The sequence below is a fragment of the Leeuwenhoekiella blandensis MED217 genome (genome assembly GCF_000152985.1).
Taxonomy (GTDB): Bacteria; Bacteroidota; Bacteroidia; order Flavobacteriales; family Flavobacteriaceae; genus Leeuwenhoekiella; species Leeuwenhoekiella blandensis.
The window spans coordinates 374,636-398,495 of record NZ_CH672395.1 but is presented as its reverse complement, the minus strand read 5'-3'; the positions used below and the strand labels follow the sequence as shown (position 1 = coordinate 398,495).

Annotated in this window: 17 protein-coding genes and 1 tRNA gene; 11 read left to right on the top strand and 7 right to left on the bottom strand. The window is 39.3% G+C overall.

Translation table 11 applies throughout. The annotated features are described in order from the left end of the window. Nucleotides 1–204: 204 nt before the first annotated feature. From dnaE to MED217_RS01655, 5 genes are all read left to right on the top strand, one after another. Nucleotides 205–4,587: a DNA polymerase III subunit alpha gene (gene dnaE, locus MED217_RS01675; protein ID WP_009778738.1), complete on the top strand. Its 4,383-nt coding sequence runs from the start codon at nt 205–207 to the stop codon at nt 4,585–4,587. A 157-nt stretch (nt 4,588–4,744) separates the two neighbouring features. After that, a complete protein-coding gene (gene trxA / locus MED217_RS01670) occupies nt 4,745–5,062 on the top strand; it encodes a thioredoxin (RefSeq protein WP_009778737.1) in 318 nt (105 codons plus the stop codon). A 266-nt stretch (nt 5,063–5,328) separates the two neighbouring features. Further along, entirely contained in the window at nt 5,329–5,874 is a 546-nt protein-coding gene (locus MED217_RS01665) for a ClpP family protease (RefSeq protein ID WP_009778736.1), read from the top strand. A 108-nt stretch (nt 5,875–5,982) separates the two neighbouring features. After that, on the top strand, nt 5,983–6,912 hold the full coding sequence (locus MED217_RS01660) for a DUF58 domain-containing protein (RefSeq protein WP_040533126.1): 930 nt from the start codon (nt 5,983–5,985) through the stop codon (nt 6,910–6,912). Between the two features lie 113 nt (nt 6,913–7,025). Continuing rightward, nucleotides 7,026–7,099, top strand: a tRNA-Asp gene (locus MED217_RS01655). Nucleotides 7,100–7,182: 83 nt separating this feature from the next. Here the strand turns inward: MED217_RS01655 and MED217_RS01650 are convergent. Next, nucleotides 7,183–8,220: a glycoside hydrolase family 5 protein gene (locus MED217_RS01650; protein ID WP_009778734.1), complete on the bottom strand. Its 1,038-nt coding sequence runs from the start codon at nt 8,218–8,220 to the stop codon at nt 7,183–7,185. 467 nt (nt 8,221–8,687) lie between these two features. Between MED217_RS01650 and MED217_RS01645 the strand changes: the two genes are divergently transcribed. Genes MED217_RS01645 through MED217_RS01620 form a run of 6 tightly spaced genes read left to right on the top strand, consistent with a single transcriptional unit; the run spans nt 8,688 to nt 16,354 of the window. Then, a complete protein-coding gene (locus MED217_RS01645; protein WP_195891549.1) occupies nt 8,688–9,587 on the top strand; it encodes a sensor histidine kinase in 900 nt (299 codons plus the stop codon). Nucleotides 9,588–9,618: 31 nt separating this feature from the next. Next, nucleotides 9,619–11,661, top strand: coding sequence for a cellulose biosynthesis cyclic di-GMP-binding regulatory protein BcsB (locus tag MED217_RS01640; RefSeq protein ID WP_009778732.1), 2,043 nt, complete (start codon nt 9,619–9,621; stop codon nt 11,659–11,661). Beyond that, nucleotides 11,651–12,538: a hypothetical protein gene (locus MED217_RS01635; protein WP_009778731.1), complete on the top strand. Its 888-nt coding sequence runs from the start codon at nt 11,651–11,653 to the stop codon at nt 12,536–12,538. Before MED217_RS01640 ends, MED217_RS01635 begins: the two co-directional genes overlap by 11 nt. A 6-nt stretch (nt 12,539–12,544) precedes the next feature. Then, nucleotides 12,545–14,440 (top strand): glycosyltransferase family 2 protein, encoded by a 1,896-nt coding sequence (locus tag MED217_RS01630; RefSeq protein WP_009778730.1) that lies wholly within the window; start codon nt 12,545–12,547, stop codon nt 14,438–14,440. Then, nucleotides 14,437–15,996 carry a hypothetical protein gene (locus tag MED217_RS18975; protein WP_009778729.1) on the top strand — a complete coding sequence of 520 codons (1,560 nt, stop codon included), beginning with the start codon at nt 14,437–14,439 and terminating at the stop codon, nt 15,994–15,996. Before MED217_RS01630 ends, MED217_RS18975 begins: the two co-directional genes overlap by 4 nt. Beyond that, nucleotides 15,983–16,354 carry a response regulator gene (locus tag MED217_RS01620; RefSeq protein WP_009778728.1) on the top strand — a complete coding sequence of 124 codons (372 nt, stop codon included), beginning with the start codon at nt 15,983–15,985 and terminating at the stop codon, nt 16,352–16,354. The genes MED217_RS18975 and MED217_RS01620 overlap by 14 nt, the downstream gene beginning before the upstream one ends. Nucleotides 16,355–16,465: 111 nt before the next feature. Here the strand turns inward: MED217_RS01620 and MED217_RS01615 are convergent, their stop codons facing one another. From MED217_RS01615 to MED217_RS01590, 6 genes are all read right to left on the bottom strand, one after another. Next, a complete protein-coding gene (locus MED217_RS01615) occupies nt 16,466–17,131 on the bottom strand; it encodes a helix-turn-helix domain-containing protein (protein ID WP_009778727.1) in 666 nt (221 codons plus the stop codon). A gap of 12 nt (nt 17,132–17,143) precedes the next feature. Beyond that, the gene (locus tag MED217_RS01610; RefSeq protein ID WP_009778726.1) at nt 17,144–19,129 is read right to left on the bottom strand and encodes a tetratricopeptide repeat-containing sensor histidine kinase; all 1,986 of its coding nucleotides are present in this window, start codon (nt 19,127–19,129) and stop codon (nt 17,144–17,146) included. A 30-nt stretch (nt 19,130–19,159) separates the two neighbouring features. Then, on the bottom strand, nt 19,160–20,584 hold the full coding sequence (locus MED217_RS01605; RefSeq protein ID WP_009778725.1) for a S41 family peptidase: 1,425 nt from the start codon (nt 20,582–20,584) through the stop codon (nt 19,160–19,162). A gap of 146 nt (nt 20,585–20,730) precedes the next feature. Beyond that, nucleotides 20,731–21,438, bottom strand: coding sequence for a helix-turn-helix domain-containing protein (locus tag MED217_RS01600; RefSeq protein ID WP_009778724.1), 708 nt, complete (start codon nt 21,436–21,438; stop codon nt 20,731–20,733). A 28-nt stretch (nt 21,439–21,466) separates the two neighbouring features. Beyond that, nucleotides 21,467–22,366 carry a pirin family protein gene (locus tag MED217_RS01595; RefSeq protein WP_009778723.1) on the bottom strand — a complete coding sequence of 300 codons (900 nt, stop codon included), beginning with the start codon at nt 22,364–22,366 and terminating at the stop codon, nt 21,467–21,469. A gap of 72 nt (nt 22,367–22,438) precedes the next feature. Next, a complete protein-coding gene (locus tag MED217_RS01590; protein ID WP_009778722.1) occupies nt 22,439–23,860 on the bottom strand; it encodes a TolC family protein in 1,422 nt (473 codons plus the stop codon).

Genomic DNA, 23,860 nt, shown 5'->3' with positions numbered 1-23,860 from the left:
AAAGCGCCTTGATCTCACGATCAAGGCGCTTTTTATTTGTATTGTCAAAAGAATTAATACTTCAAGATTTCCCTGAGGCAGTTTAACTCAAATACCCCGTTAATAACTCCTCATATCTTAACTTTTTAAAGCCTCTGTTTTTCTTTAATTTTAAACTTTTCCGCGTTTGCGACTTCGCAAAAAATAACCCAAAGAGAACCAGAGATGTACCTGATATTTGATACCGAAACTACCGGCTTACCCAAGAACTGGAGCGCTCCCATCACCGATTCTGACAACTGGCCAAGAGCCATCCAGATCGCTTGGCAGCTGCACGATGATATGGGCAACTGTATCGAGCACGAGGATTATTTAATTCGTCCTGACGGATTTGACATTCCTTTTGATGCCGAGCGTATCCACGGGATTTCTACCGAACTCGCACAACGTGATGGTTTACCTCTTGGTGAAGTTTTAGGCAAATTCAAAGCGGCGCTTGAACGCACCAAATTTGTGGTAGGTCAAAACGTGGGCTTTGACGTTAATATTATGGGAGCGGAATTCCATCGATTGGATGTTACCAATCAACTACAAGAATTACCTGTTCTTGACACCTGTACCGAAACCACAGCACAACTCTGCCAGATTCCCGGTGGACGTGGTGGTAAATTCAAATTACCCACACTAACCGAGTTACACCAGTACTTATTCAATCAACCCTTTGCAGAAGCGCACAATGCTACTGCCGATGTGGAGGCAACCACGCGTTGCTTTTTTGAACTGGTGCGCAGACGCATTTTTACGCAGGAAGAATTAGACGTTCCCGCCGGATATTTTGAGAACTTCTCAGAAGCCAATCCGCAGCCTATTGAGTTTATTGGCTTAAAACACATCAACCTCAAAAAGGCTTCAGACGAAATTCGCAAAGAGCTGCAAAAAGCAGATCAGGCCGATATTTCAAAAGAAGAAATCAAGGAGAATAAAGAGCAACTGGCCAAGGTAGATTTTGTGCATTTGCACAACCACTCACAGTTCTCTATTCTTCAGTCTACTGCCAGTGTTCACGATCTGGTGGCAGCAGCAAAAAAACATAAAATGCCCGCGGTGGGAATCACCGATATGGGTAATATGATGGGAGCCTTCCACTTTGTGAAAGCCTTGACCGCACATAACAAAGCAGCGCAAAAGAAAAACGACGAGCTTTTAGAAGCCGGTGAAGAACCTACGGAAACCATCATCAAACCTATCGTGGGTGCCGAGCTTAACGTTTGTCAGGATCACACCAACAAAAGCCAAAAAGACAACGGATATCAAATCGTTTTTCTGGCAAAGAATAAACGCGGTTATCACAACCTTGCAAAAATGGCGTCCCTCGCCTACACCGATGGTTTTTACTACGTGCCACGTATAGACCGCAAGATCGTTGAGCGCTACAAAGAAGATATCATCGTGCTTACCGGTAACCTGTATGGAGAAGTCCCCAGCAAGGTGCTGAATGTAGGTGAAAAACAAGCCGAAGAAGCCCTGCTATGGTGGAAGGAAACTTTTGGTGATGACCTATATATCGAGGTGATGCGTCACGGTCAGGAAGATGAAGATCGTGTGAATCAAACCTTGATCGAATTTTCTAAAAAACATGATGTAAAACTGGTAGCGACCAACAACACCTTTTACATCGACAAAGAAGACGCTCCCGCACACGATATTTTGTTATGCGTGAAGGATGGCGAAAAAGTGGCTACGCCAAAAGGTCGTGGCCGCGGTTATCGTTTTGGTCTTGACAATGAAGAATACTACTTCAAGTCGGCAGACGAGATGAAAGCGTTGTTTACTGATCTGCCGGAAGCCATAAGTAACGTTGATGAGATCGTTGATAAAGTGGAAGCTTTTGTTCTGGCACGTGACGTACTTTTACCGGCCTTTACCATTCCTGAAGAATTTCAGTTTGAAGAAGACAAGCAGGATGGTGGTAAGCGCGGAGAAAACAAATACTTAAAACACATCACATTTGAAGGTGCACGCCAGCGCTATCCTGAGATCACTCCAGATATTGAAGAGCGCCTCAACTTTGAGCTCAGCGTTATTGAAAATACCGGGTATCCAGGATATTTCTTGATCGTGGAAGACTTTATTCGTGAAGCCCGCAATATGGGCGTTTCGGTAGGTCCCGGTCGGGGTTCTGCTGCCGGTAGTGCGGTAGCCTATTGCTTGGGAATCACCAATATAGACCCGATCAAGTACGACTTGCTTTTTGAGCGTTTCCTGAATCCGGATCGTGTGAGTATGCCCGATATTGATATCGACTTTGATGATGAAGGCCGAAGCCGCGTTATGGATTATGTGATCGATAAATATGGGGCCAATCAGGTGGCGCAGATCATCACCTACGGTACGATGGCGGCAAAATCTTCGATCAGAGATACCGCGCGGGTTTTAGATCTTCCGCTAAGTGATGCCGATCGTATCGCCAAGCTGATCCCTAATATGTCGAAACTCGCCAAGATTTTTGGGCAGAGTGAAGCCGACTTAAAAAAGAAATTCCGTTCTGAAGATTTAGTCAAAGTCAACGAACTTTTAAACCTCGCTGAAGGTGACGATCTTGAAGGACAAACCTTAAGACAAGCGCGCCAGCTGGAAGGTTCGGTACGTAACACCGGGATTCACGCCTGTGGGGTGATCATCACACCCGACGATATCACCAACTTCGTTCCGGTTTCTATCGCTAAAGATTCAGACTTATACGTCACCCAGTTTGACAACTCGGTCGTAGAAGAAGCCGGTCTACTAAAAATGGACTTCTTGGGTCTGAAGACCCTGACCTTGATCAAAGACACGGTAAAACTGGTAAAACATAAGCACGGGATCGATCTGGACCCCGACAGTTTTCCGCTAGATGATCAAAAAACCTATGAGTTATTCCAGCGCGGAGATACGGTTGGGATCTTTCAATACGAATCACCGGGGATGCAAAAACACATGCAGGCGTTAAAACCTACGGTTTTTGAGGATCTTATCGCAATGAACGCTCTGTATCGCCCGGGACCTATGGAATACATCCCGAGTTTTATCGCGCGTAAACACGGGGAGGAAGAAATTCAGTATGACCTTCCTGCGATGGAAGAGTATTTGGAAGAAACCTACGGGATTACCGTCTACCAGGAGCAGGTGATGCTGCTGTCGCAAAAGCTGGCAGGCTTTAGTAAAGGTGATGCCGATGTTTTGCGTAAAGCGATGGGTAAAAAGATCTTTGCCCTCCTGGAAAAACTGAAACCACAATTCTTAGATGGTGGCGAGAAAAACGGCCACGACCGAAAGATTCTCGAAAAGATCTGGAAAGACTGGGAAGCTTTTGCTGCGTACGCTTTTAACAAATCGCACTCTACCTGTTATGCGTGGATCGCCTACCAAACTGCGTATTGCAAGGCCCACTACCCTGCCGAATATATGGCGGCGGTACTGTCTAACAATATGAACGACATCAAGCAGGTGACCTTCTTTATGGAAGAATGTAAACGTATGGGACTTGAAGTTTTGGGTCCTGACGTGAATGAATCGTTTAGAAAATTTACCGTTAACGATCGTGGCGCTGTGCGTTTTGGAATGGGCGCTGTAAAAGGTGTGGGGGCCAATGCTGTAAAAACCATTGTAGAAAACCGGGAGGATGGTCCTTATCGCAGTGTTTTTGATCTGGCTAAACGTATTGATCTGCGTGCTGCCAATAAAAAAGCTTTTGAATCTCTGGCACTTGCCGGCGGTTTTGACAGTTTTATGGCTACGCATCGTGCGCAATATTTTAAAGATGAAGGCGACGGCATCACTTTTCTGGAAAAAGCGGTGAAGTATGGTGCCAAATTTCAAGAGAATGAAAACTCAGCACAGGTAAGTCTCTTTGGCGAAGCTAGTGAGGTTCAGATTCCTGAGCCGGTGGTGCCTCCTTGTGAAGAATGGGGAACGATGGAAAAACTACGCCGCGAGAAAGAAGTGGTGGGTATTTATATTTCGGGGCATCCACTGGATGACTTTAAACTGGAAATGGATAATTTCTGTAATGGAAAAATAAGTGATTTTAATAATCTGGAAATGCATCTCAACCGCGAACTCACCATTGGCGGCGTCATTAGCGATGTGCAACACCGGGTTTCTAAAAACGGAAAAGGCTGGGCTGCTTTTACGGTTGAAGATTTTGACGAGTCGTTTGAGTTTAGAATGTTTGGCGAAGAGTACCTCAAGTTCAGGCACTTTCTAATCCCCAACTCCTTTGTGCATATGCGTGTATTTATTCGTGAGGGATGGACCAACCGCGAGACGGGTAAAAAAGGCGATCCGAGAATGCAGTTCAACAACTTTATGCAGCTGCAAGACGTGATGGAAACCTTTAGCAAAAAGCTTACGATCAATCTGGATCTGCAAGAAGTACAAGGCGACCGCATCGAGCAATTGCGTGAAACTTTATTTAATCACCGTGGCGATCATAATTTGCATTTCTACGTATTTGAACCCAAAGAAAAAATAGCGCTACAAATGCCAAGTAGAAAGAAAAAGGTAAAAATCAGCAGCGCATTATTGAATGAATTAAAAGCGCAACGGTTTAGTTTTAAATTGAACTAGTGGCAAAACAATAGATCAGCCCAAAATCGAAATATGATCTTAAGGCATTCAAAAATCAATTTAACTGATTAAAACATAGTCAAATCTAATTCGCTGGTTGTAAGCTTTGGAAAAATAATTGACTAATTTTGCATTATAACCTAATAACAGAATTAAAATGGCACTAGAAATAACAGACGCAAATTTTGAAGAAACCGTATTACAATCTGACAAGCCTGTATTGGTAGACTTTTGGGCTGCTTGGTGCGGACCTTGTAGAATGGTAGGACCTGTAATTGAAGAGATCAGCACAGAGTATGATGGTAAAGCCGTTGTAGGTAAACTTGATGTTGATGCTAATCAGGAGTTTGCTGCTAAGTATGGTGTGCGTAACATCCCAACCGTTTTGATGTTTAAAGGCGGTGAAGTTGTAGGTCGCCAGGTAGGTGTTGCTCCAAAAAATGTATACACAGAAGCTATTGACGGTTTACTTTAAGAGTTTATACTCTTGATTTGAGTAAACACGTACATTATAAAAAAGGTCTGACGTAGCGTCAGACCTTTTTTATTAACGACGCTAAAGGGTTTAATCTTCAAAGGCTTGTCTAACTCCGTTTACGAGGTAAAACTTTAGCTGTATGCAAGCAGTCTCTGCAAGATTTTACGAGCAATTCATATCTTAAATGCGTATACTTGTTAGACTAAATTTTGTACGTTAATCTATAGAAAAAGCCATAGCGCTATTCAAATAAAATTCAGAAAATGGAAACTAAAAAAGGAAAACCACAAGATCTCATCGATGCTAAATTATTAGAAGAACGCAAAGTATTCTTATGGGGTCAGGTAGACGATAAAAGTGCAAAACACGTCGTAGATCGCTTATTATATCTGGACGCGTTGAGCAACGACGAAATTCAATTTTACATCAACAGCCCGGGAGGATATGTGACTTCAGGATTTTCAATATACGATACGATCAAATCGATTAAAAGTCCGGTTTCTACCATTTGCACCGGCCTGGCTGCGAGTATGGGAAGTATTTTACTTTCGGTAGGTGAAAAAGGACGTCGTTTCATTCAGCCACACGCCCGTGTGATGATTCACCAGCCAAGTGGTGGTGCACGCGGACAAGCAAGCGACATTGAAATTACCGCTCAGGAAATCTTAAAGACCAAAGAGTTGAGTGCAAAAATTCTTGCTGACAACTGCGGGCAGGATTTTGATAAAGTAATGAAAGATTTTAACCGTGACCATTGGATGGGTGCAGAAGAATCTGTTGCCTACGGAATCGTAGACGGAATCGTTTAATCAAAAAACAGTAAGCAGCTTGCAGTAGCAGTAGGCAGTATCCGAAATACGGTCAACTGATACTGCGAGTTGCAATCTGAAAACCCCGAAACCTAAACCACAAACGTGATCGATCTACAGGCGCATCTTAACAGCATTGCCGGTTTCAATAATCTGGAACTGCTCGCCGGTCAAGTGGTAGAAGGTTTTATTAGCGGGATGCATAAGAGTCCGTTTCACGGCTTTTCTGCAGAATTTGCAGAGCATAAGGTTTACAATACGGGTGAAAGTACCAAGCACATCGATTGGAAGCTGTACGCACGTTCAGACAAGTTATACACCAAACGCTACGAAGAAGAAACCAACCTGCGTTGTCATCTCATTATAGACAACAGCAGCAGTATGCACTACCCTAAACTCAAACAAACCGATTTTAATCAACCTAATAAAATTGCGTTTTCGGTATTGGCAAGTGCGGCTATTATGCAATTGATGAGGAAGCAGCGGGATGCGGTTGGACTCAGCATTTATGCAGAGCAGTTTGATTACTATGCTCCGGAAAAAGGAAGTGAGCGCCATCATCATATGTTGCTCGATCAATTGAATCAGGTTTTAATTCAACCCGACAAAGCGCAAAAAACAGATACCTACGCTAATCTTCATTTTATTGCTGAAAAATTGAAACGACGTTCGCTGGTGTTTTTATTCAGTGATCTTTTTCAAAACGAATTACAACAAGAAAAGACCTTTGAAGCTTTGCAACATTTGAAGTACAATAAGCACGAAGTCGTGCTTTTTCATACCTACGATAGCGCTACCGAATTAAATTTTGATTTTGACAGCACACCCAAGCGATTCGAAGATGTAGAGACCGGAAAAAGCATCGATGTTTTTTCTGACAATGTAAAAGAAGGATACAACAAAGCCGTAAGTGATTATTTTACAGCACTTAAACTGCGATGCGCGCAATACAACATCACCTATGTAAGTGCTGATATACAGCGTGGTTTTGCGCCAATTTTGAGCACATTTTTAGTAGAACGAAAACAGTTTTTATAAGAAATAAAAAAACTTTCATTTTTTGTTTGCACACTTAAAAAAGGAATGTATATTTGCACCCGCAAGAAAGGAAATGATCAACGCTTCTGCTCTTGCAAAGTTCATAAAATATTGGTCTGGTAGTTCAGTTGGTTAGAATACATGCCTGTCACGCATGGGGTCGCGGGTTCGAGTCCCGTCCAGACCGCAAAAAGCTCTTCAAGAAATTGAGGAGCTTTTTTTATGCTCTTATTTTTCAACTAAAAAGGATTTAAAGCAGTAAGTAAAAAATCAATGTATCTGCTTCTTTATGATGAATTCCTTGACTCCAAAATTCCCTTTATATTCCCAGACATAACCCCTGATATTATAATCACGAAGCACTTGATTTACCGCATTTAAATAATGTAATCGGGATGGCTCATCGGCATTCTTGGTCACACCGTATTCGGTACACCAGACTTCAACCTTGTAAAGCTCTTTCCAATTTTTTACCCAAGCTAATTTATCGCTGATGGCTTGATACGTTCCGGTCTTATCATAGTCTTTATAATTGACTTCACCTGCAGTATGAATCGCTTGAGGTGCCAATTGCGGCATTTTGACAGTTGTTGTTGAATCTGGATACGGAAACGGAATACCTAATGTAGCATTTTGATCACCCGTCCAGGATGTACCCTGATGCGTAAATAGAAAAGGTTCATAGAAATGGAAACCGTAGATTATGTTATCGAGCGGAAGTGGTTTTGTTCTAGACAATTCATAAATGCTGTTGTAGTTAGACGCTCCATAGATCACCACTACATTAGGATGAACTTCTCTTATGCCACGTATAATTTTTAATGCTGAAACCTCCCATTCTTTTGGATATAAAACGGGTTCGTTAACAATGTCTAAATAAATATGATCAACTGCTATTTCATTTTCTGAAAGCATGTTGAGCAGTTCAATCCAATTTTTAGAAACACGATCTGATTCTTTAGTATAGTTTTCAAGGTTGAGCCCGTGATTAAAGTTTGAAATAATCAAACTCATATGCGCTTTAGCGGTGCCTTTAACTATGCGCTTAATCAATCTTTTGAACTTGTATTTTTCACGTTTATCGGCATCATTCAAAAAATAATTAAGATCTACAGGGAGTCTTATGTGTTTAAAACCGTTAATCTTCAATTTTTCAATATCTGCTTTATAATAGCTATAATTAATAGACTTTCGAGATTTCCAAGTTTTTTCTAAGCCGGTGCAATTGACACCTTGAGATCTTGTAGTAAAAATCGTACAGATTGTAAAAAAATTTATGATAAAATATTTTAAAATATTAGAATTCATATTTTTATTAAGTAAATTCGTTTAGCAATCTACCAAAGCCTATGGAGCCTAAGCTGTCTAAACACTTTTTTTTAGAGGAACTCCAAAAGGAGATATGGAAATCATCGAACATCCTTGTCTGGGGATCCATTTTTTTTCTAATATTTATTTCCATACTTGATTTTCTGCTTTTAGAAAATTTCTATATCATCCTTACCTTCTTTAACGTTTGTACGTTGTTTTTAATTGCGATATCTAATTTTTTGTTATCAAAAATACTTAAAAACCCCTCACCAATTTTACATTTGACGTTGGTGTTATTAAACTTTCTTTTTGTCTATAGTATTGCTCTTGTAGATAATGCAATAGGGTACTACCTATATTTTTCGCTTATTGCCTTAGCCTTGGTTACGTTCAATAGTATTGCGATTTGGACATTCAGAAATGGGATTTTTCAGTGCATCTTCTTATGTGTTTTGATCATTGTTATGGATTACTATGCAATAATCGATTTTTCGTCTTTAGAAGAACACGGTATATACACGGTTCTTGCCATCGCAGCGATAAGTATCACTTTCCCTTCATTAAAAATGCTGAGACTTAAGGATGAAATTCTAGAAAACTATACGCTTACTCAAACCAAAAAAGAGGTAGAACGGCTCAATGCAAACCTTCAAAAAGAGAACAACTTAAAAACCCAGAAAATTACAACGTATAAAAACAGTGCTAAAGTCTTTAGACACGATCTTAAGAATAAACTCGGAAGTATTGAGTCCTTGATAGAACTAATCGAACTAGATAATCAATATGTTTTAAAGCCAGAACAAAACGATTACTTGAGTATGATAAAAAACCTACTAGGGGATGCATCTGGCGAAAACACCTTCTTCAACAAATTTAATGACGACCACGTAGAACAAGCGGTACTTGACAAAACTATGATAGACCTGCATAGCCTGGTCAGCAGTAACCGAGTAAACCTTTTTGAGAAAACCTCTGCACAAAACATCAAGCTCGAGCTTGACCTTCAGGCTGAAAAATCAATGGTGTATGTTGATAAGAATATTGCCAATACTGCAATTTATAATCTGATGAACTATGCCATCAGATTTTCTAAGAATAACGATACGATCCAGGTGATCTCAAGAAATTATCAAGATCTTATAATCCTAGAGTTGGTTAACAGAACAACAGGCATCCCAATGTCGCAACTGGAGTCGTACTTTAGAAATATTGGAGATTACCAGATGGATGATGGAAAAAGCAACCAAGGTCTAGGTCTAAGTATCGCCAAGAATAACATTGAGCTCTTAGATGGTCATCTAAGATACAGCTCATCAAAATCATTGGGTTTTGAATTTTTGGTTGAATTTACACACAGCAGTTAACAGCAATAGATTTTTCATATAAAATTGAATTATGCATTATAAAGAATTAGTTGGATTAGCGGTTTTTGGGCTACTGAACATTTTTTCGATCAGCGCTCAAAAAACCTACGAGTTTACTGATTTTGGCTACCCTGAAGAAACCATTGCCTGGGGTACTCATACTAAAGTAAGTTATTTTATACCTGTTAATCGTGCGCTTCTTTTGGAGCAAAACAGCATTCAATTAGATTTTAAAACCTCTCAGGCCATAGAGGCTAGCAAAAGTTTTGTGACCCTGATCGTAGCAGACACCCCGTTAGCAACAAAATCTCCTTTAGAAGAAGATCACAGCCTTAGTTTTACGGCACCTTTTGATGCAGATGATATTGTTTCGGGCTACCTAAAGATCGAAGTGCTAAATAATTTTTCGATCACCGGGGATGTGTGCGAACTTTATAATGAAGGTGCAGTTTGGGTACGCCGTTTAGCCTCCTCCTCGATTACACTAGATTATGACAAGTCGTATAAAAAGCCAAAGACTATTGCTCAATTTATACCAAAAGTAGACCAGCTTTTAATTCCTGAGAATCCGTCTTATGATGTTATCAACTATGCGGCATACATTCAGTTTTTCTTTGAGCGTGAATTCGGTAAACCCCTTAAAATAGACAGTATACCGGCGGTATATTCTGCACAACATTCCAACAGCATCACACTTTCAGAATTTGAAAAGCTGCCCGCAACCTTGCAAACAGCTACAACAAAAGAACCACAATCTGACGGGTTGATTGAGTTACATACACTAGACTCATTAGAAAATGCTTCGGCAGATGCTACACCTTCTCCGGTGCAAACTTTAGTGGTTACAGGAACAAGCACATCAAGCTTTAACAAAGCAGCACAAAGTTTACTAGACCTAGACATCCTTCAAAGCGCCTACACTAGCAGGTATAGCGTTAAAGAGGGAATCGATATGACCTATACCGGTTTATCAATCGATCAAGAGGTTAATCTTAAGCAACTAGGTGTACAACAAGAGGTGACAGAAGGGATTGGAAAACTTACCAAAGAATTTAATCTTTCTCGAGCTGTTTTTGGGCCTAGCCTTACCGAACTTGAATTTAACTTGTCTTTTAAGCACCGCCCTATAAACGAGCAAGAGCAAGCCTATGTTAATATTTATCTCGACAATGTTTTAAAATTTAGCGAAGCACTTGATCATACCGGTGCATTTGAAGAAAGCCTTGTATTTGAAAAACTCAACTTAGATAAAAACACCTCAGTCAAAGTAGAGTATTATTATGTGCCCGCTGGCGGCCTTTGTATTGAAAACCCTGTTTCCTTTTATGCCCAACTAGACCTTGAGAATTCAAATTTTAAAGCCATTTCGTATCAAGAAGATGAAGATCTTGATCTCTTTAATTTTCCTGAAAACTTTTTAACCGAAGCACCGGCCATCTATCTTGACATCCCTTTTAATAGAGATCAAATAACTGCTTTAAGCACATTGATAGGATTTATGAATCCGAACCCCAAAAGCAGTCGTCACGTATTTCCAAAGATTTTTCCAGTAGATAGTCTAAAGACCAAGACACTTCACTATAACCCTATTATCATTTCTTCAAAGTCGCAATCAATAACCGAATTTGCAGCGACCTCTAAGCCTTATTTTGAATTGAACGCCGCTTATTATGAATTTGAGAAAGATGATTATAGCAGATATTTTGACCTTGCCTACGCTGATGCAATTGGCACAAACCAGCTGTTTAAAATAGGTGATGCGCGTGCAATGTTTATGTATGTACCTAATGGAGATGCAGCCATTTTAGATCTTTTGATCACTACAATTGATAAAGATGATTCTTATAAAAGAGGAAATCTTGTTTTGGCTAGCGCAGATGAAGCCTATGTATTTGACCTAAAAAACACAGATGGAATCGTAAACAAAGACGATATTCAAAGCAAATTTGACATTTTCTGGTCTAATTACCGCGTGTTTATCATCTTCGGGCTGTTCATATTAATGATCGTTATCCTGATTTATATATTTCAGAAATCACAAGAATCGAAAAAAAACATAGTTGATGAAAACTAAGTTCTTATTTTTAATAAGCTGCTTTGTCTTTAATGTGCTTGCTGCACAAACGAGTAATCCTGTCAATAGTCCTGACTTAGACACTACAGCATCCAACAATACTGAGCGCCTTAATCCTTGGCAACAAGCCAAAGGAGAAGTTCTCATATCGCCATACCTTAGTCATTATGTGGCAACATCTTACCGGGATGCCGACGGTAATAAAATTGATTTTGCAAACGGTGGTAAATATTCAAATTATAATCCTCGAGTATTTATTGCAGCCCCTTTGTTCTCAGAGCATGTAAACGTCATTGCTTCTCTTCCCTATTTTTTTAATAGGTCTGAAACCGACCAAAATTTAGATACTAATACTGATTTTGGAGATATTGAATTGGGACTGCGCGTTCATCTAGCCAAATTGAAAAACAATTATCTTTTAGGGAGCTTAATAAGTTATATCCCGGCGTATAAAAATAATCAGGCGCCTTTTGCAGGCTATGATCTTTTTGCTTTAGAAACCCGACTCGCTTTAGTGGGAAGTCTTCCTTTTTTAGGCGATTATAACAACTTTCATAAAGTAGAGCTTGGTTTGCGACATTTCTTTCCTGATGATCCTACCCAGATACGCTTTCTACTATCTGAAGGTTATCGGGTGACTGATAAATTTATCCTTTTAGGAGAATTAGAGGGGATGTTCTCTTTTAGTGAAAATGAAGAATTTTTCAATACTAATTTGCAAGCCGTCGCCGAATACAATATGATCAAAGCTTCGTTTAATCTAGGATATGATTTTACCTCGAGTTTCTCGCTGTACGGCGGAGTGTTTCATGATATCTACAATCGTAATTCAGCTATAGGAAGAGGTTTTCAGCTGTTTACCGTTCTTAAAATTTAATAAATAATGCTTAATCACTATAGAAATGACTTATTTCTAAAGTCTGGTTTGCTGCTTAAAGACTCCTATGAGCATATAGAAGAGATGAGTCAGCGGCTTAACAAGTCGTTTCTAAAAGTGACCTTAAATTATGCATTCCTTTCAAGACTTAAATTCAAAGAACACCTCTTGGATTTAGGTATACGCTTTTACGAGTTTGATTATACGAGTTTAACCAAAATCAGGGAGACGCTTACCAAAGAAGAATTTGATTTTTTATTAGACCAAAACCTGTATCCTATAAAGACGGCCAAAGGAAAGGTTGACCTAGTCACTGCAGACCCTTCAGATGACATAAGCATTAACCGCTTTATAGACTTTTTTTCTTATGACGTAGGTGAGATTCACATAGGTGAAGATCTCGATATTGTCAAAGCTTTACATATGACGTATGGGGACACAATATTGCACAAAGCCGTATTTGATCTCTATGAGAAAGACAATAAAAGTTCGGCTTTAGAGACCTTTACTTTAAAACAGGTGATTGTCCTGTGCATATTAGGAATCATACTTTTAAGCTTGCTGCTTCTATACCCGATTACAACAATCATAAGTATTAACCTTTTTATCAATCTGTTTTTACTTCTGGCAATAGGTTTTAAATTTTTACTCACGGTTGTAGGAGCCAAGTCTGAAACGATTCAAAAAATATCACAGACTGAACTTTCAAAAATCAATGCAGATGAACTCCCGTATTACACCATTCAACTGCCAGTTTTTAAAGAGTCTGAAGTTATCTATAAATTGGCCTCTAATCTTCAAAATCTTGATTATCCCAAAGAAAAGTTAGACGTCAAATTATTGATAGAATCTGATGATGAGGTAACTTTTAATGCTGTAAAAAACCTTAAGTTCCCGTGTATTTTTGACCCTGTGATCATCCCCTATGCACAGCCAAAAACAAAGCCAAAAGCGTGTAATTACGGACTTCATTTCAGCAAAGGAAAATACCTTACCATTTATGACGCTGAAGATATCCCGGATAGTGATCAACTAAAAATGGTGCACGCACTGTTTAGCAAATTACCTGAGGAATATATCGTGATTCAATGCGCGCTAAACTACTTCAACAAGACTGAAAACTACTTAACCCGAATGTTCACCTTAGAATATTCATATTGGTTTGACTATATGCTCCCCGGTCTTGACGGTTTAAAAGTGCCTATACCTTTAGGAGGTACGAGCAATCACTTTAAGTTTGACAGATTGATCGAACTGGGAGGTTGGGACGGTTTTAATGTTACAGAAGATGCCGACCTAGGAATTAGAGCCTATGCAAAAGGTTACAAGGTGACGGTTTTAAATTCTACTACTTATGAGGAAGCCAACAACGCTTTTTATAATTGGATAAGACAACGCTCCAGGTGGATCAAAGGCTATATGCAAACCTATCTGGTGCACATGCGCAATCCTTCAAAATTATATCGGGAAGTAGGCTTAAATGGATTTTTAGGGTTTCAGTTTTTTATAGGAGGTACATTTTTTACCTTCCTCGCGTATCCTATTTTACTCTTATTATTTCTGTTTTATATCTTTTTGACCTTAGATATAAGTTCGTATGTCGTAGGTTCACTTAATACAGAAATCATAGATTTCTTTAAACTGATTTTCCCGGAGTGGGTCATTATCATTTCGGTATTTAATTTTATGGCCGGTAATCTATTGATGATCTATATCAATATGATCGCGGTTTTCCGAAGAAAGTCTTACAGCTTAATTTTATATGCCATTACCAATCCTATTTACTGGCTTATGCATTCTATATCGGCTTACAAGGGATTGTTTCAGCTAATTTCAAAACCCTTTTACTGGGAGAAAACAAATCACGGTCTTACCAAAGATCATAAACCTGAGATCGAATGAAAAGAGCACTCTCGATTGCGATCATTGGGACTTTATTCTCCTGCATTTATATAAGCATAGCCTTGTATGAAAAAACGCTGGGCTTCAAGTTTCTTGAACCCCTATTTACAAGTGATAGATTGCATCTGCTTTTTTCAAATGATATTAAGACCCTTGAGATTTTTTACTTTACCTACCCGTCATTATCCCTTTTACTAGCTATTCCGGCATTGATTATAGATCCCATTTTGGCTCCCGTGATTACCTCAAGTATTGCAATGGGGTTTTTCTCGTCCTACTTGATTGTTGAGCTTTATAGTAAGGATTTAAAACTGATCTCTGTCTTGGTAAGTATTTACTTATTATGCAGCCCCGCTATGCTTTCAATCGCAACGTCGGGGACCTCTTTATACTTATACTTCATTTTATACTATTTCTTTTTTAGCTTTCTATTTCGGTACACACGGGATTATACTACCTATAATTTTGTGATGATGAGTCTGTGTCTTACCCTATTTGTGCTGCTGGATTATCAGTTTCTTTGGATGATGATTTTTGTAGTTCCTATCATATTCTTTTTTAGTTTATTCAACTCGACGACAATACAAAAATCCTATGTGGGAATATTTGAAGAACTCACCCAAAACAAATCCTCTACAAGAGAACTCATTAACAAGTCTTTCTCTACCATTCTGGTAATCATATTCACACCCCTTTTAAGCTTGAGTTGCTTTATGATAATCAACTATTGGTTTACCGGTAATTTTCTTTTTTTTGAGACCTCTCAAACCACTTCCTGGGATCAAAACCCACTTATCAATCAGCTTTTCTATACCACTGAAACTACAGATATTTATCTAATTGATCGCATAGAAAACCTACTGCTTTCTTGTTTATTTTTATCGCCGGTATATCTAACCTCATTTGTAATGGGACGCAAAAAATTACTATTTCATCTCATACTACTACTTGCTCCCATTTGGATTATTTATAAACTCAATTCAAACCCATTAGAGTTGCTTTCACTGCAAGATCTTTTAATTATTACCGCTTCGGGCATTGCTGCTTTCATTCACCTTTTTCAAACAGCGTTGCTTGGTATTTTTCGGAAAAGCAAAATTTTGCACACATTAAGTTTTGCCCTCTTAGGACTAAGCTTATGTGGTGAATATTATTATTTTGATCATTCCAAGATTCCGCAAGAACAAAATATGTTTGCCTTTATCAAACAAGAAGCTCCATTAAACACCGCTTCAAGTCTAGAACTGATTGAATACCTTAACAATCATATTCCAAAAGGTTCAAAATTACTTACTGACAATACATTGACCTATGGTATTAGTGCATTGACAAGGGAAAAAGTTATTTATGTAGATCAATTTGATTTTGACTATTATGATGCGTTTCAAGCACCAGGATTATTTGCAGATTATATATTGATCCCACAGGCCGTCAAACCAGAACAGCTAGAGGCCAGATTGAATGTAACCGGCCACCGAAGAAAATATGCTATTGAATATCAGAATGCCGATTTCACCCTATTAAAAACCCATCCAAAAACTTATGATCGCAACTAAAGAAGCGCATATTCTAACAGTTGATGACAACCCGGTAAACCTTTTTTTAATCAACACCATTGTAAAAAAGATTCTCCCTGATGCGCAGATCTATCAGGCTAAATCCGGTACCGAAGCACTAGAGATCTACAACACTAATACGCTGCATTTAATTTTTATGGATATAAAACTTCCTGACCTCAATGGCTATGAAGTAATTCAATTAATTCGAAAGGCTGAACAGGAAGAAAGAACACCTATAATTGTGGTTAGTGCTAATAACTCGAGTGACCCGCAGCAGGCTCACCTCATTGATGGATATTTAGAAAAGCCTATTAAGTATGATGCGTTAGAGTCTATCTTGGCCGAAAAACTTTGATCCTTTTCTAAATCGAAGACCTGCAGATCACTTAAAAAGTATCGCTCCATTTTCTGTTACAATCCTAAAGAAATAGAGTGATTTATCTAACTTTTAAACTCTTGAAGCCGACTAAATAATTCCCTGACGTGCGAGTTTAGCGACCAGATGCGTCGAATTCTTTACATCAAACTGAATAAAGAGTTTGCTTACGCGCTTATCTAAAGAACTCTCACTATTGGGTTTGATGCCTTGCTTGATGAGTCGCTCACGTATCTCTCGTTTACTATAACCTTCAGCGAGATCGTTGATCACGATAAGATCTAATTCTTCAAGTTCAATAACATTACGCTTTTCGCTTAAATCGATTTGAGACGAAACAAAAACAGCACCTGTAGAAGCTTGCTTTACAGCCTGTATGAGTTCGTTTAAGCTACTTCTGCCTTTGCATACATAACCATCAATTTTATAACCGTCAAGTAGTTCTTTGATCTTAACCGGATTATCTTCTACAGAATTTACAATGATTTTAATCTCCGGGTCTAAAGCTCGTACTGCTTTGATCAAGGCGTAGCCCGATGTAAGTTTTCGGGTTAAGCTACCGGGTTTAAATGATAAATCGGTTATCAAGAGTTCAAAAGGCTGCTGCTCCTGAAGCGCTACCTGAATGCGTGTATACGCGGTATCACAGTATTGCGCCTCATACACTTCAGCAATAAAGGTTTGCTCTTTAAGGGTATCAACGATGCTCTTGGTATCTCCTTGAAAATCTTCAGCTATCAATACTTTTTTAAACATAAATCCTACTTTTTAATAAGGCAGTTTGATCACCGCTTTAAAACCAGTTCCGGGTGCTGTTTCAAAAGTAAGGGTTCCGCCGATGGCTAGAATACGCTTTTCCGTAATCTGAAGTCCATTTCTTAGCTGCAAGTCTGCTGTGCTCGCTCCACGACCATTATCTGTATAGGTTACTTCGAGTTGCTGCGACACATTACTGAATTTTAAAGTAACCCGTTGAGCAGCGCTATGTTTACGCATATTGATCATCAACTCGCGCAAAACCTTATACAGCGTGATCTTACTCACCGCATTAAGCCGACCCCAATTCACCTGCTGGTAGCCTAACAACAACAAATTGGTCTCCTCTGGCGTCTGCTCACGCAACATCCCGGAAAGGATTTGTGTATAGCCGGCTCCTGTATCAATCTCGTTAAGCGTACGCGAAAAATCCCTGCTTTGATCATATAAGCCTTCTAAACGATCTAAAACTTGCTCATTACCGGCATTACGCTGCAACATCAACATGACATTATTTAATCCCGAACCAAAATCGTCGTGCAAACGCCTTGAAATAGCAGCTTCGGTATCATAGGTGGCTTTAAGCCTGTCTATTCTATGCGCATCTTTTAAGCGTTTTGCGCGGTATTTTTGATTGAAATAAATCAATACCGCAAGCAGTATCGCTACGACCAACGCAGCAATGATCCAAAGTTTGTTGTAGCGCTCTTCTGCTAGTTTCAATTCATTTTCAACATTTTGCTTTTCAAGATCTAAAAGCGCTTCCTGCTTGAGTTGGTCGTCGTATTTGTACTTGGCAAATTGCGTTTTGACTTTGAGTTCGTTTTCATACAGACTGTCTCGCAATGCTATATAGCGGTCTTTGTATCTTAGATTTTGCGGATCTAATTTCATTTTAAAATGTAAAACATCCAGCTCAGCTCGTGGAACATGAAGTTTGCGTGAGATCCCTATAACTGAATCAAAATAGGCTGTGGCTCGTTGCGGTTGCCGCGTCATAAAAAACTCACCTAAATGCGTGTAGCTGGCCATAGCACCTGTGTGATCGTTGGCTTTTTTACGTAGTTCTAACGGAATCAAAAATGCTTCTAACGGTGTTTCTATTTTAGAAGACCACATCGCATACGCCTTATTATCAAGTACCCTTGCTTTTAAAGTATTAGAATCCTCAAAAGTTTCTACTGGAATATCGTTAAGGAGTGTAAGTGCTTTTGCATACTCCTGCTGATCAATATAAAGTGTCGCCAAGTTATTTTTATAAGTCGGCAGATCTTCGCGAGGTGCTCCTTGCAAAATTTGATCATAGAGCGCTTCTGCTTCCTGAAGATTTTTAAGCCTGCGATGATTTTGAGCAAGATGGTCTAATGTTGAGAAATACGTCTGTGCATCTTTATCTCGATCGATATACTTTAAAGCTTCGGTAAGGGTCTCTTTACTTCCAAAAAAATCATTTTTCCTTTTCTGAATTCCGCCCATATTTAACAAGGCTTTTCCTATCCCGCTGCTATCTGATACTTTCTGGTAATAAAATTTAGATCGGTTATAGCGCACAAAAGCACTATCAGGCTGCTGTGTGATGGCCTCAAAATAGTACCCCATCAAATACTCCTGCATCGCCAAAATAGCGGGAGCATTCATAAACCTCGTGCGATTCATTTGTCTATCATAAACGAGCAAGCTATCGTACTCACCTAACGATAAGTGCAAATAGTTCTTTTGGTAAGACAAGCGCGCAAAACGCTTCGTGTTTATCTCGTTTTGTGCTTTTTCAAAAGCCTTATTGGCAAAATGTTTCCGCTCTTCTAAACTGTATTCCAAATTCTGTGCTTTCTTGTCGTAAAAGCTGATAGAATCAGAAGCGTCTTCATTGATTTTGAGATCGGTATTTGAATTAGAGGTGCATCCTACAATTAAGAGAACGAAAAGCACAAGAAAGCGGTAATACAAGGGGTCAGGATTTTGGACTAAAGCTACTAAAAAAGACCTGTAGTTTCCCACAAGCCTTTTGTTTTTTCTTAGGCATTCGCCTTACTCCTGAGCAATAAGATTTAGCGTAAAAATCTTCTTTGTATTCTTTATTTTCATGTAATCACCCCAAGTTTGATGCACCGTATAATCGGGCATAACGCCTCGTCCTTTAATTTGGGGAGAAACCTGTATTTCAAAATGTACTGTTGGAATCTTGATTTCAATTTTTGAATGGGGCACCTGGATGTATTCGGCATAACCGCTAACGTTTCCTTCGTAAGCTCCACCTGTTTCTTCCCCAATAAAAGTTCCTCTTTGGGTCATCTTGATCAGACTGGCAAATTCTGCACCACCAGAAAAGGTCTTCCCGCTTATCAAAACATACAACTTACCCTTAAATACAAGATCGCTTTTTGGTTTTGAATACCCCAAATCTGAATAATAATCACTGTATAAAGTAAACGCGCCACGAGTAGCTGTAGAATCTTGGTAGGCCCATTGATCTTCTATATAACCTTCTTTACTTTTATTCTTCAAATACGGTTTGGGTAGCATAGTTACTTGATTGTACTTCTTCACAACCTTATTTGACAGATAACTATAAAGTAAATTTTCGTTTCCTTCGGTTCCTCCTCCATTGGCTTGAATATCAATAATAAGATGCTTGATTTTAAGCGAATCAATCTTTTTAAAATGCTTTTTATAAAACTGATCGTAATCCAGATCATCATTTCCAAAACTCGGCACACTTAAATAAGCAATAGAATCATTGAGCTGCTCAAAAGCAAACTCATGATAGTCAAAAGTATATTCCTTAAAAGTCGCATGCTCCTCTATAAAATTTGTAAATGGAATTGCTGGTAGGGTCAAGGTTTCAATCTTCTTCTCACCGTACTTCTGTATCCTAATTTGAAAGAATTTCTGTTTGCCAAAAACCAACCTGTAGAGCAAGGCAAAGTTGAACCCTCCCACCCAAGCTTTCTTTGAGGTTGTATTAAACCCATCACTTGGGATCAAAGGATATAAAACTTCTAGAATTTCTTCTGTCTTTTTATCATTTACCGAAACGATCTTAACTCCTCTTTGTAAGCCTTCAATTTGCTTTCCATAGTGCTGTGTTATGATTAAATGCTCTTCACATAGCTCAACAGCAAGAGGCATAAAAGATGAAGAAAGTCCAAGTTTTAGCATTTCTGCCTGTGGTAGAGATACCTCCGTATGGCCTTCGTTGGTAAGACCTATAACAAATCTCAATTTCTCATAAAATGCCAAACGCGTCTGAGCAGTGTTTAATGTATTCCTGATACTATCAAGGCGCTTATTTGTTTTTTGCTGATCTTCATATTTATAAAGTCCTTGATGCTGTGCCTTCAATTCATTTACTACAAAATCAAAATCAGCCTTTAGTTCTTCCGGCTTCAGTTTTTGCTGACAGTGAACGTGAGCAAAAAATAAAATACAAATGATAAGGAAGTATTTGTTCATGAGTTAGTTCTTTGTAAGGTTGTGATTTGATTACCAAATTTTAAGGCTACAAATAAACAAAAGCAACTAACGTGATAAACTACCCAAAAAGGTAGTTTAAATGAGGTTATTCCGCGTAGCGCAGGTTATCGCCTCAACAATTGTGGTCACATCAAGTTTTTCAAATAGTTTTTTTGATGGTACTTAATGGTATTCAGAGAAAGATTGAGTTCTTGTGCGATCTGATCTACTTTAAAACCCCTAATTGAGAGTTGAAGGATTTCTTGTTCGCGAGAAGTCAACTGAATAGAAGCAACAGTTTCCCATACTCCAGACGCAAGATCATATCGAATGCTATTTTGACCACCTTGCTTGTAAATTTTAATATTTCCTGCAGACTCAGAAGATGCCAGAGAAACGATACATAGAGCTTTCCAGATTTTTCCACTCGCATCTAAAAACAAGGGTGTTAATTTATGATTGATCAAAATACTGCTTTGATCTTCTGTCTTTAAATTAAAATCATAAGAGATCGTGTACAATTTGCGGTCTTCTAGCGGTATTGTGTCATAAAAATCAAAACCAATTCTGTTGATCTCCAACAGTAATTTCAAATCCTGCTCAGGCACAGTATTGAGATAGAAATCATAACCCATTTTAAGCACTTCTTCTGCCGAATACCCACACAAAAACAAAGGGTTTTCTGACACGTACTCAAAACCCATTTCTGCATAATTGATCACATACAAACTTTGGTTAGTAAGCCGTGCAAAAGCCTTTACTGACTCCAGATAATTTGAAGAACGCAAGCGCTCTTCTCTTGAGATACTTCGGGCTGAATTTTTTAAAGTAAAAAAGTCTTTTTTCTTGGGCATTCTTACGATCAACTTACATTAAAAGAAATTACTTATACTGTCTAGGCTCCGGAAGCGGAACATATTCTTCCTCATCACCCGGGACTTTAGGAAATGCGTCTACGTTTTGATTTTTCCAATCGGTTTTGGCTTGCTCTAAAACAGCTTTATCAGAATTGACAAAATTCCAAAACATAAAACGCTCTTCATCAAATGGCTCCCCGCCAAACAAATAGAGCGTGGTTTCCTCATTAGTTTCAAAAGCGCATAATGAAGCTTTTTTAGCTACCAGAAGTTGCTTGGTTCCGTAAGTGTTTCCTTCAACCCTGACCGAACCTTCTAAAACATACATCGCCACTTCGCCATAAAGTCGGTCGCCTATATCAATTTTTTGAGCAGCTTCGGTTTTTATTTCGATAAAAAATAACGGACTATGCACAGGAACGGGAGCAGATTTCCCTTCAATTTTCCCGGCAATGAGCTTGTATTGAATTCCGTTTTCTTCCCACGTAGGTAAAGCTTCTTTTTCAATATGATAAAACGAGGGTTCGCTTTGCTCCAGCGCTTTAGGCAAACCGACCCAAATCTGAAAACCATGTAAAAATTTAGATTCATCTCGCAGATATTCCGGGGTGCGTTCAGAATGTACCACTCCTTTTCCTGCCGTCATCCAGTTGACAGCACCCGGCTTGATCTCAACCGCATTACCCAAACTGTCCCGGTGAAAAATAGATCCTTCAAACAAATAGGTCAAGGTTGAAAGCCCAATGTGCGGATGTGGAGGCACATCGAGATTTTGATATTCTTTTAAACAAGCAGGTCCCATATGGTCTATGAATAAAAACGGACCAACGGCGCGCTTCTTTCTAAATGGCAGTAACCTGCCCACCATAAAATTCCCAATATCTGCTGCTTTTTCTTCAATTACCAGACCTACGTTTGATTGCATGCGCTCTCGTTTTTAGATGTAGTGCTTCTTGCACATACCTTAAAAATAAGACAGAAATGTAAATTAGAAGCATCACATAGCGATCCTTCCGCCATAATAATCTAAGATTCGAGACGTCAATAAATAAGCATAACGCGCATTGGTCAGATTAATCCGCGCATTATCAAGATTGTTTTTACTGGTGATGTAGGCCACGCTGGTAGAAACACCCAAATTGAATTTCACTTCATTAATGCGAAAAGACTCTTCATAGGCTTCAACCTGCGCTTCTAAAAGTTGATAATTTGAGTATGCAGCATTCAGATCGTTGTAAGCACGGGTGATGTTTTGTTTTAAGGCACGCTTCGTCTGCTCCAGGATCACCGAAGCCTGATCGCGATTTACCTTTTGCAATTGTACAGCATTCTTTGCCTGAAAACCATTAAAAATAGGAATGCTCACCGAAACACCCGCGGCACTATTCAGGTTGTTGTTGAACTGATCGGTGTACGAAATGGGAGAGGCTTCAAACAAACCTTCTTGTGTAAAGACAGCATAATCGGTCCCGTCAAGGCGCACAAAATCTCCGGTTTGCACAGTTTGCGTCCCGGCGTCTTCAAACAGGCGCGCAGCGCTGGAATAGTTGGTACCAAAATTTGCAAACAAACTGATTTGCGGTGCATATTGAGCACGAGCAACTGCAACGCCTTTTGCTGCTGCTTCCTCGCGCAATTCCTTTGCTTTGATAGCAGCTAAATTGTGCAACGCAGCCTCATAAACTGCATCTGCAGTATCTGATCGAGGTTCAAGATTCAGCAAAAGCACCAGTTGTGAAGCTTCGATAGGACGCTCTGTATTCAGCAGAAATTTTAGATCTGCAAGCGCATTGTTCAGATTATTTTTTGCGTCATTTACAGCGCTTTGATCTAAAGCTACTTGGCCTTGCAAATCGTGATAGGCCACAGGATCTCCGGTTTCTTCTTCTTGTAATTTATGAAGTCGGTTGAGTTGCTCTTTAGAAGTGATCAAGCGCGTTTCGGCAAGTTTTACCAACTCCCGAAAGTTAAGCACCTGAAGGAAACTCAAGGTTACATCAAGCACTAAATTCTGCCGTGCTTCTTCGATTTCCATTTCGGCGGCAGCCTTATTGAGGCTGTTTTGCTTCAGTGTATTTAAAATCCGAAAACCGTCAAATAGGGTTGTATTAATACTGAGTGCGGCGTTAGAATAGGTCAGCTCTTCATTCACATAGCTGTTGGTGAACGGGTCGATACTTCGGCCATTGCTCAACCCCAAATTATAATTGGCATTTATTGACGGAAGCAGCGCATTGCGGCTTTGCTTAAACTGAATGGTTTCGGTTTCTGCGCGTAGATCTGCAGCTTTTAAATCCAGGTTATGAGTCAGTGCGATCTCTATACACGCTTGCAAACTGATATTTTGTGTTTCTTGTGCATTTAACGTATAAACACAAGCACAAGCTACAAAGGCGTGCTTTAGCAATTTGATAAGCAT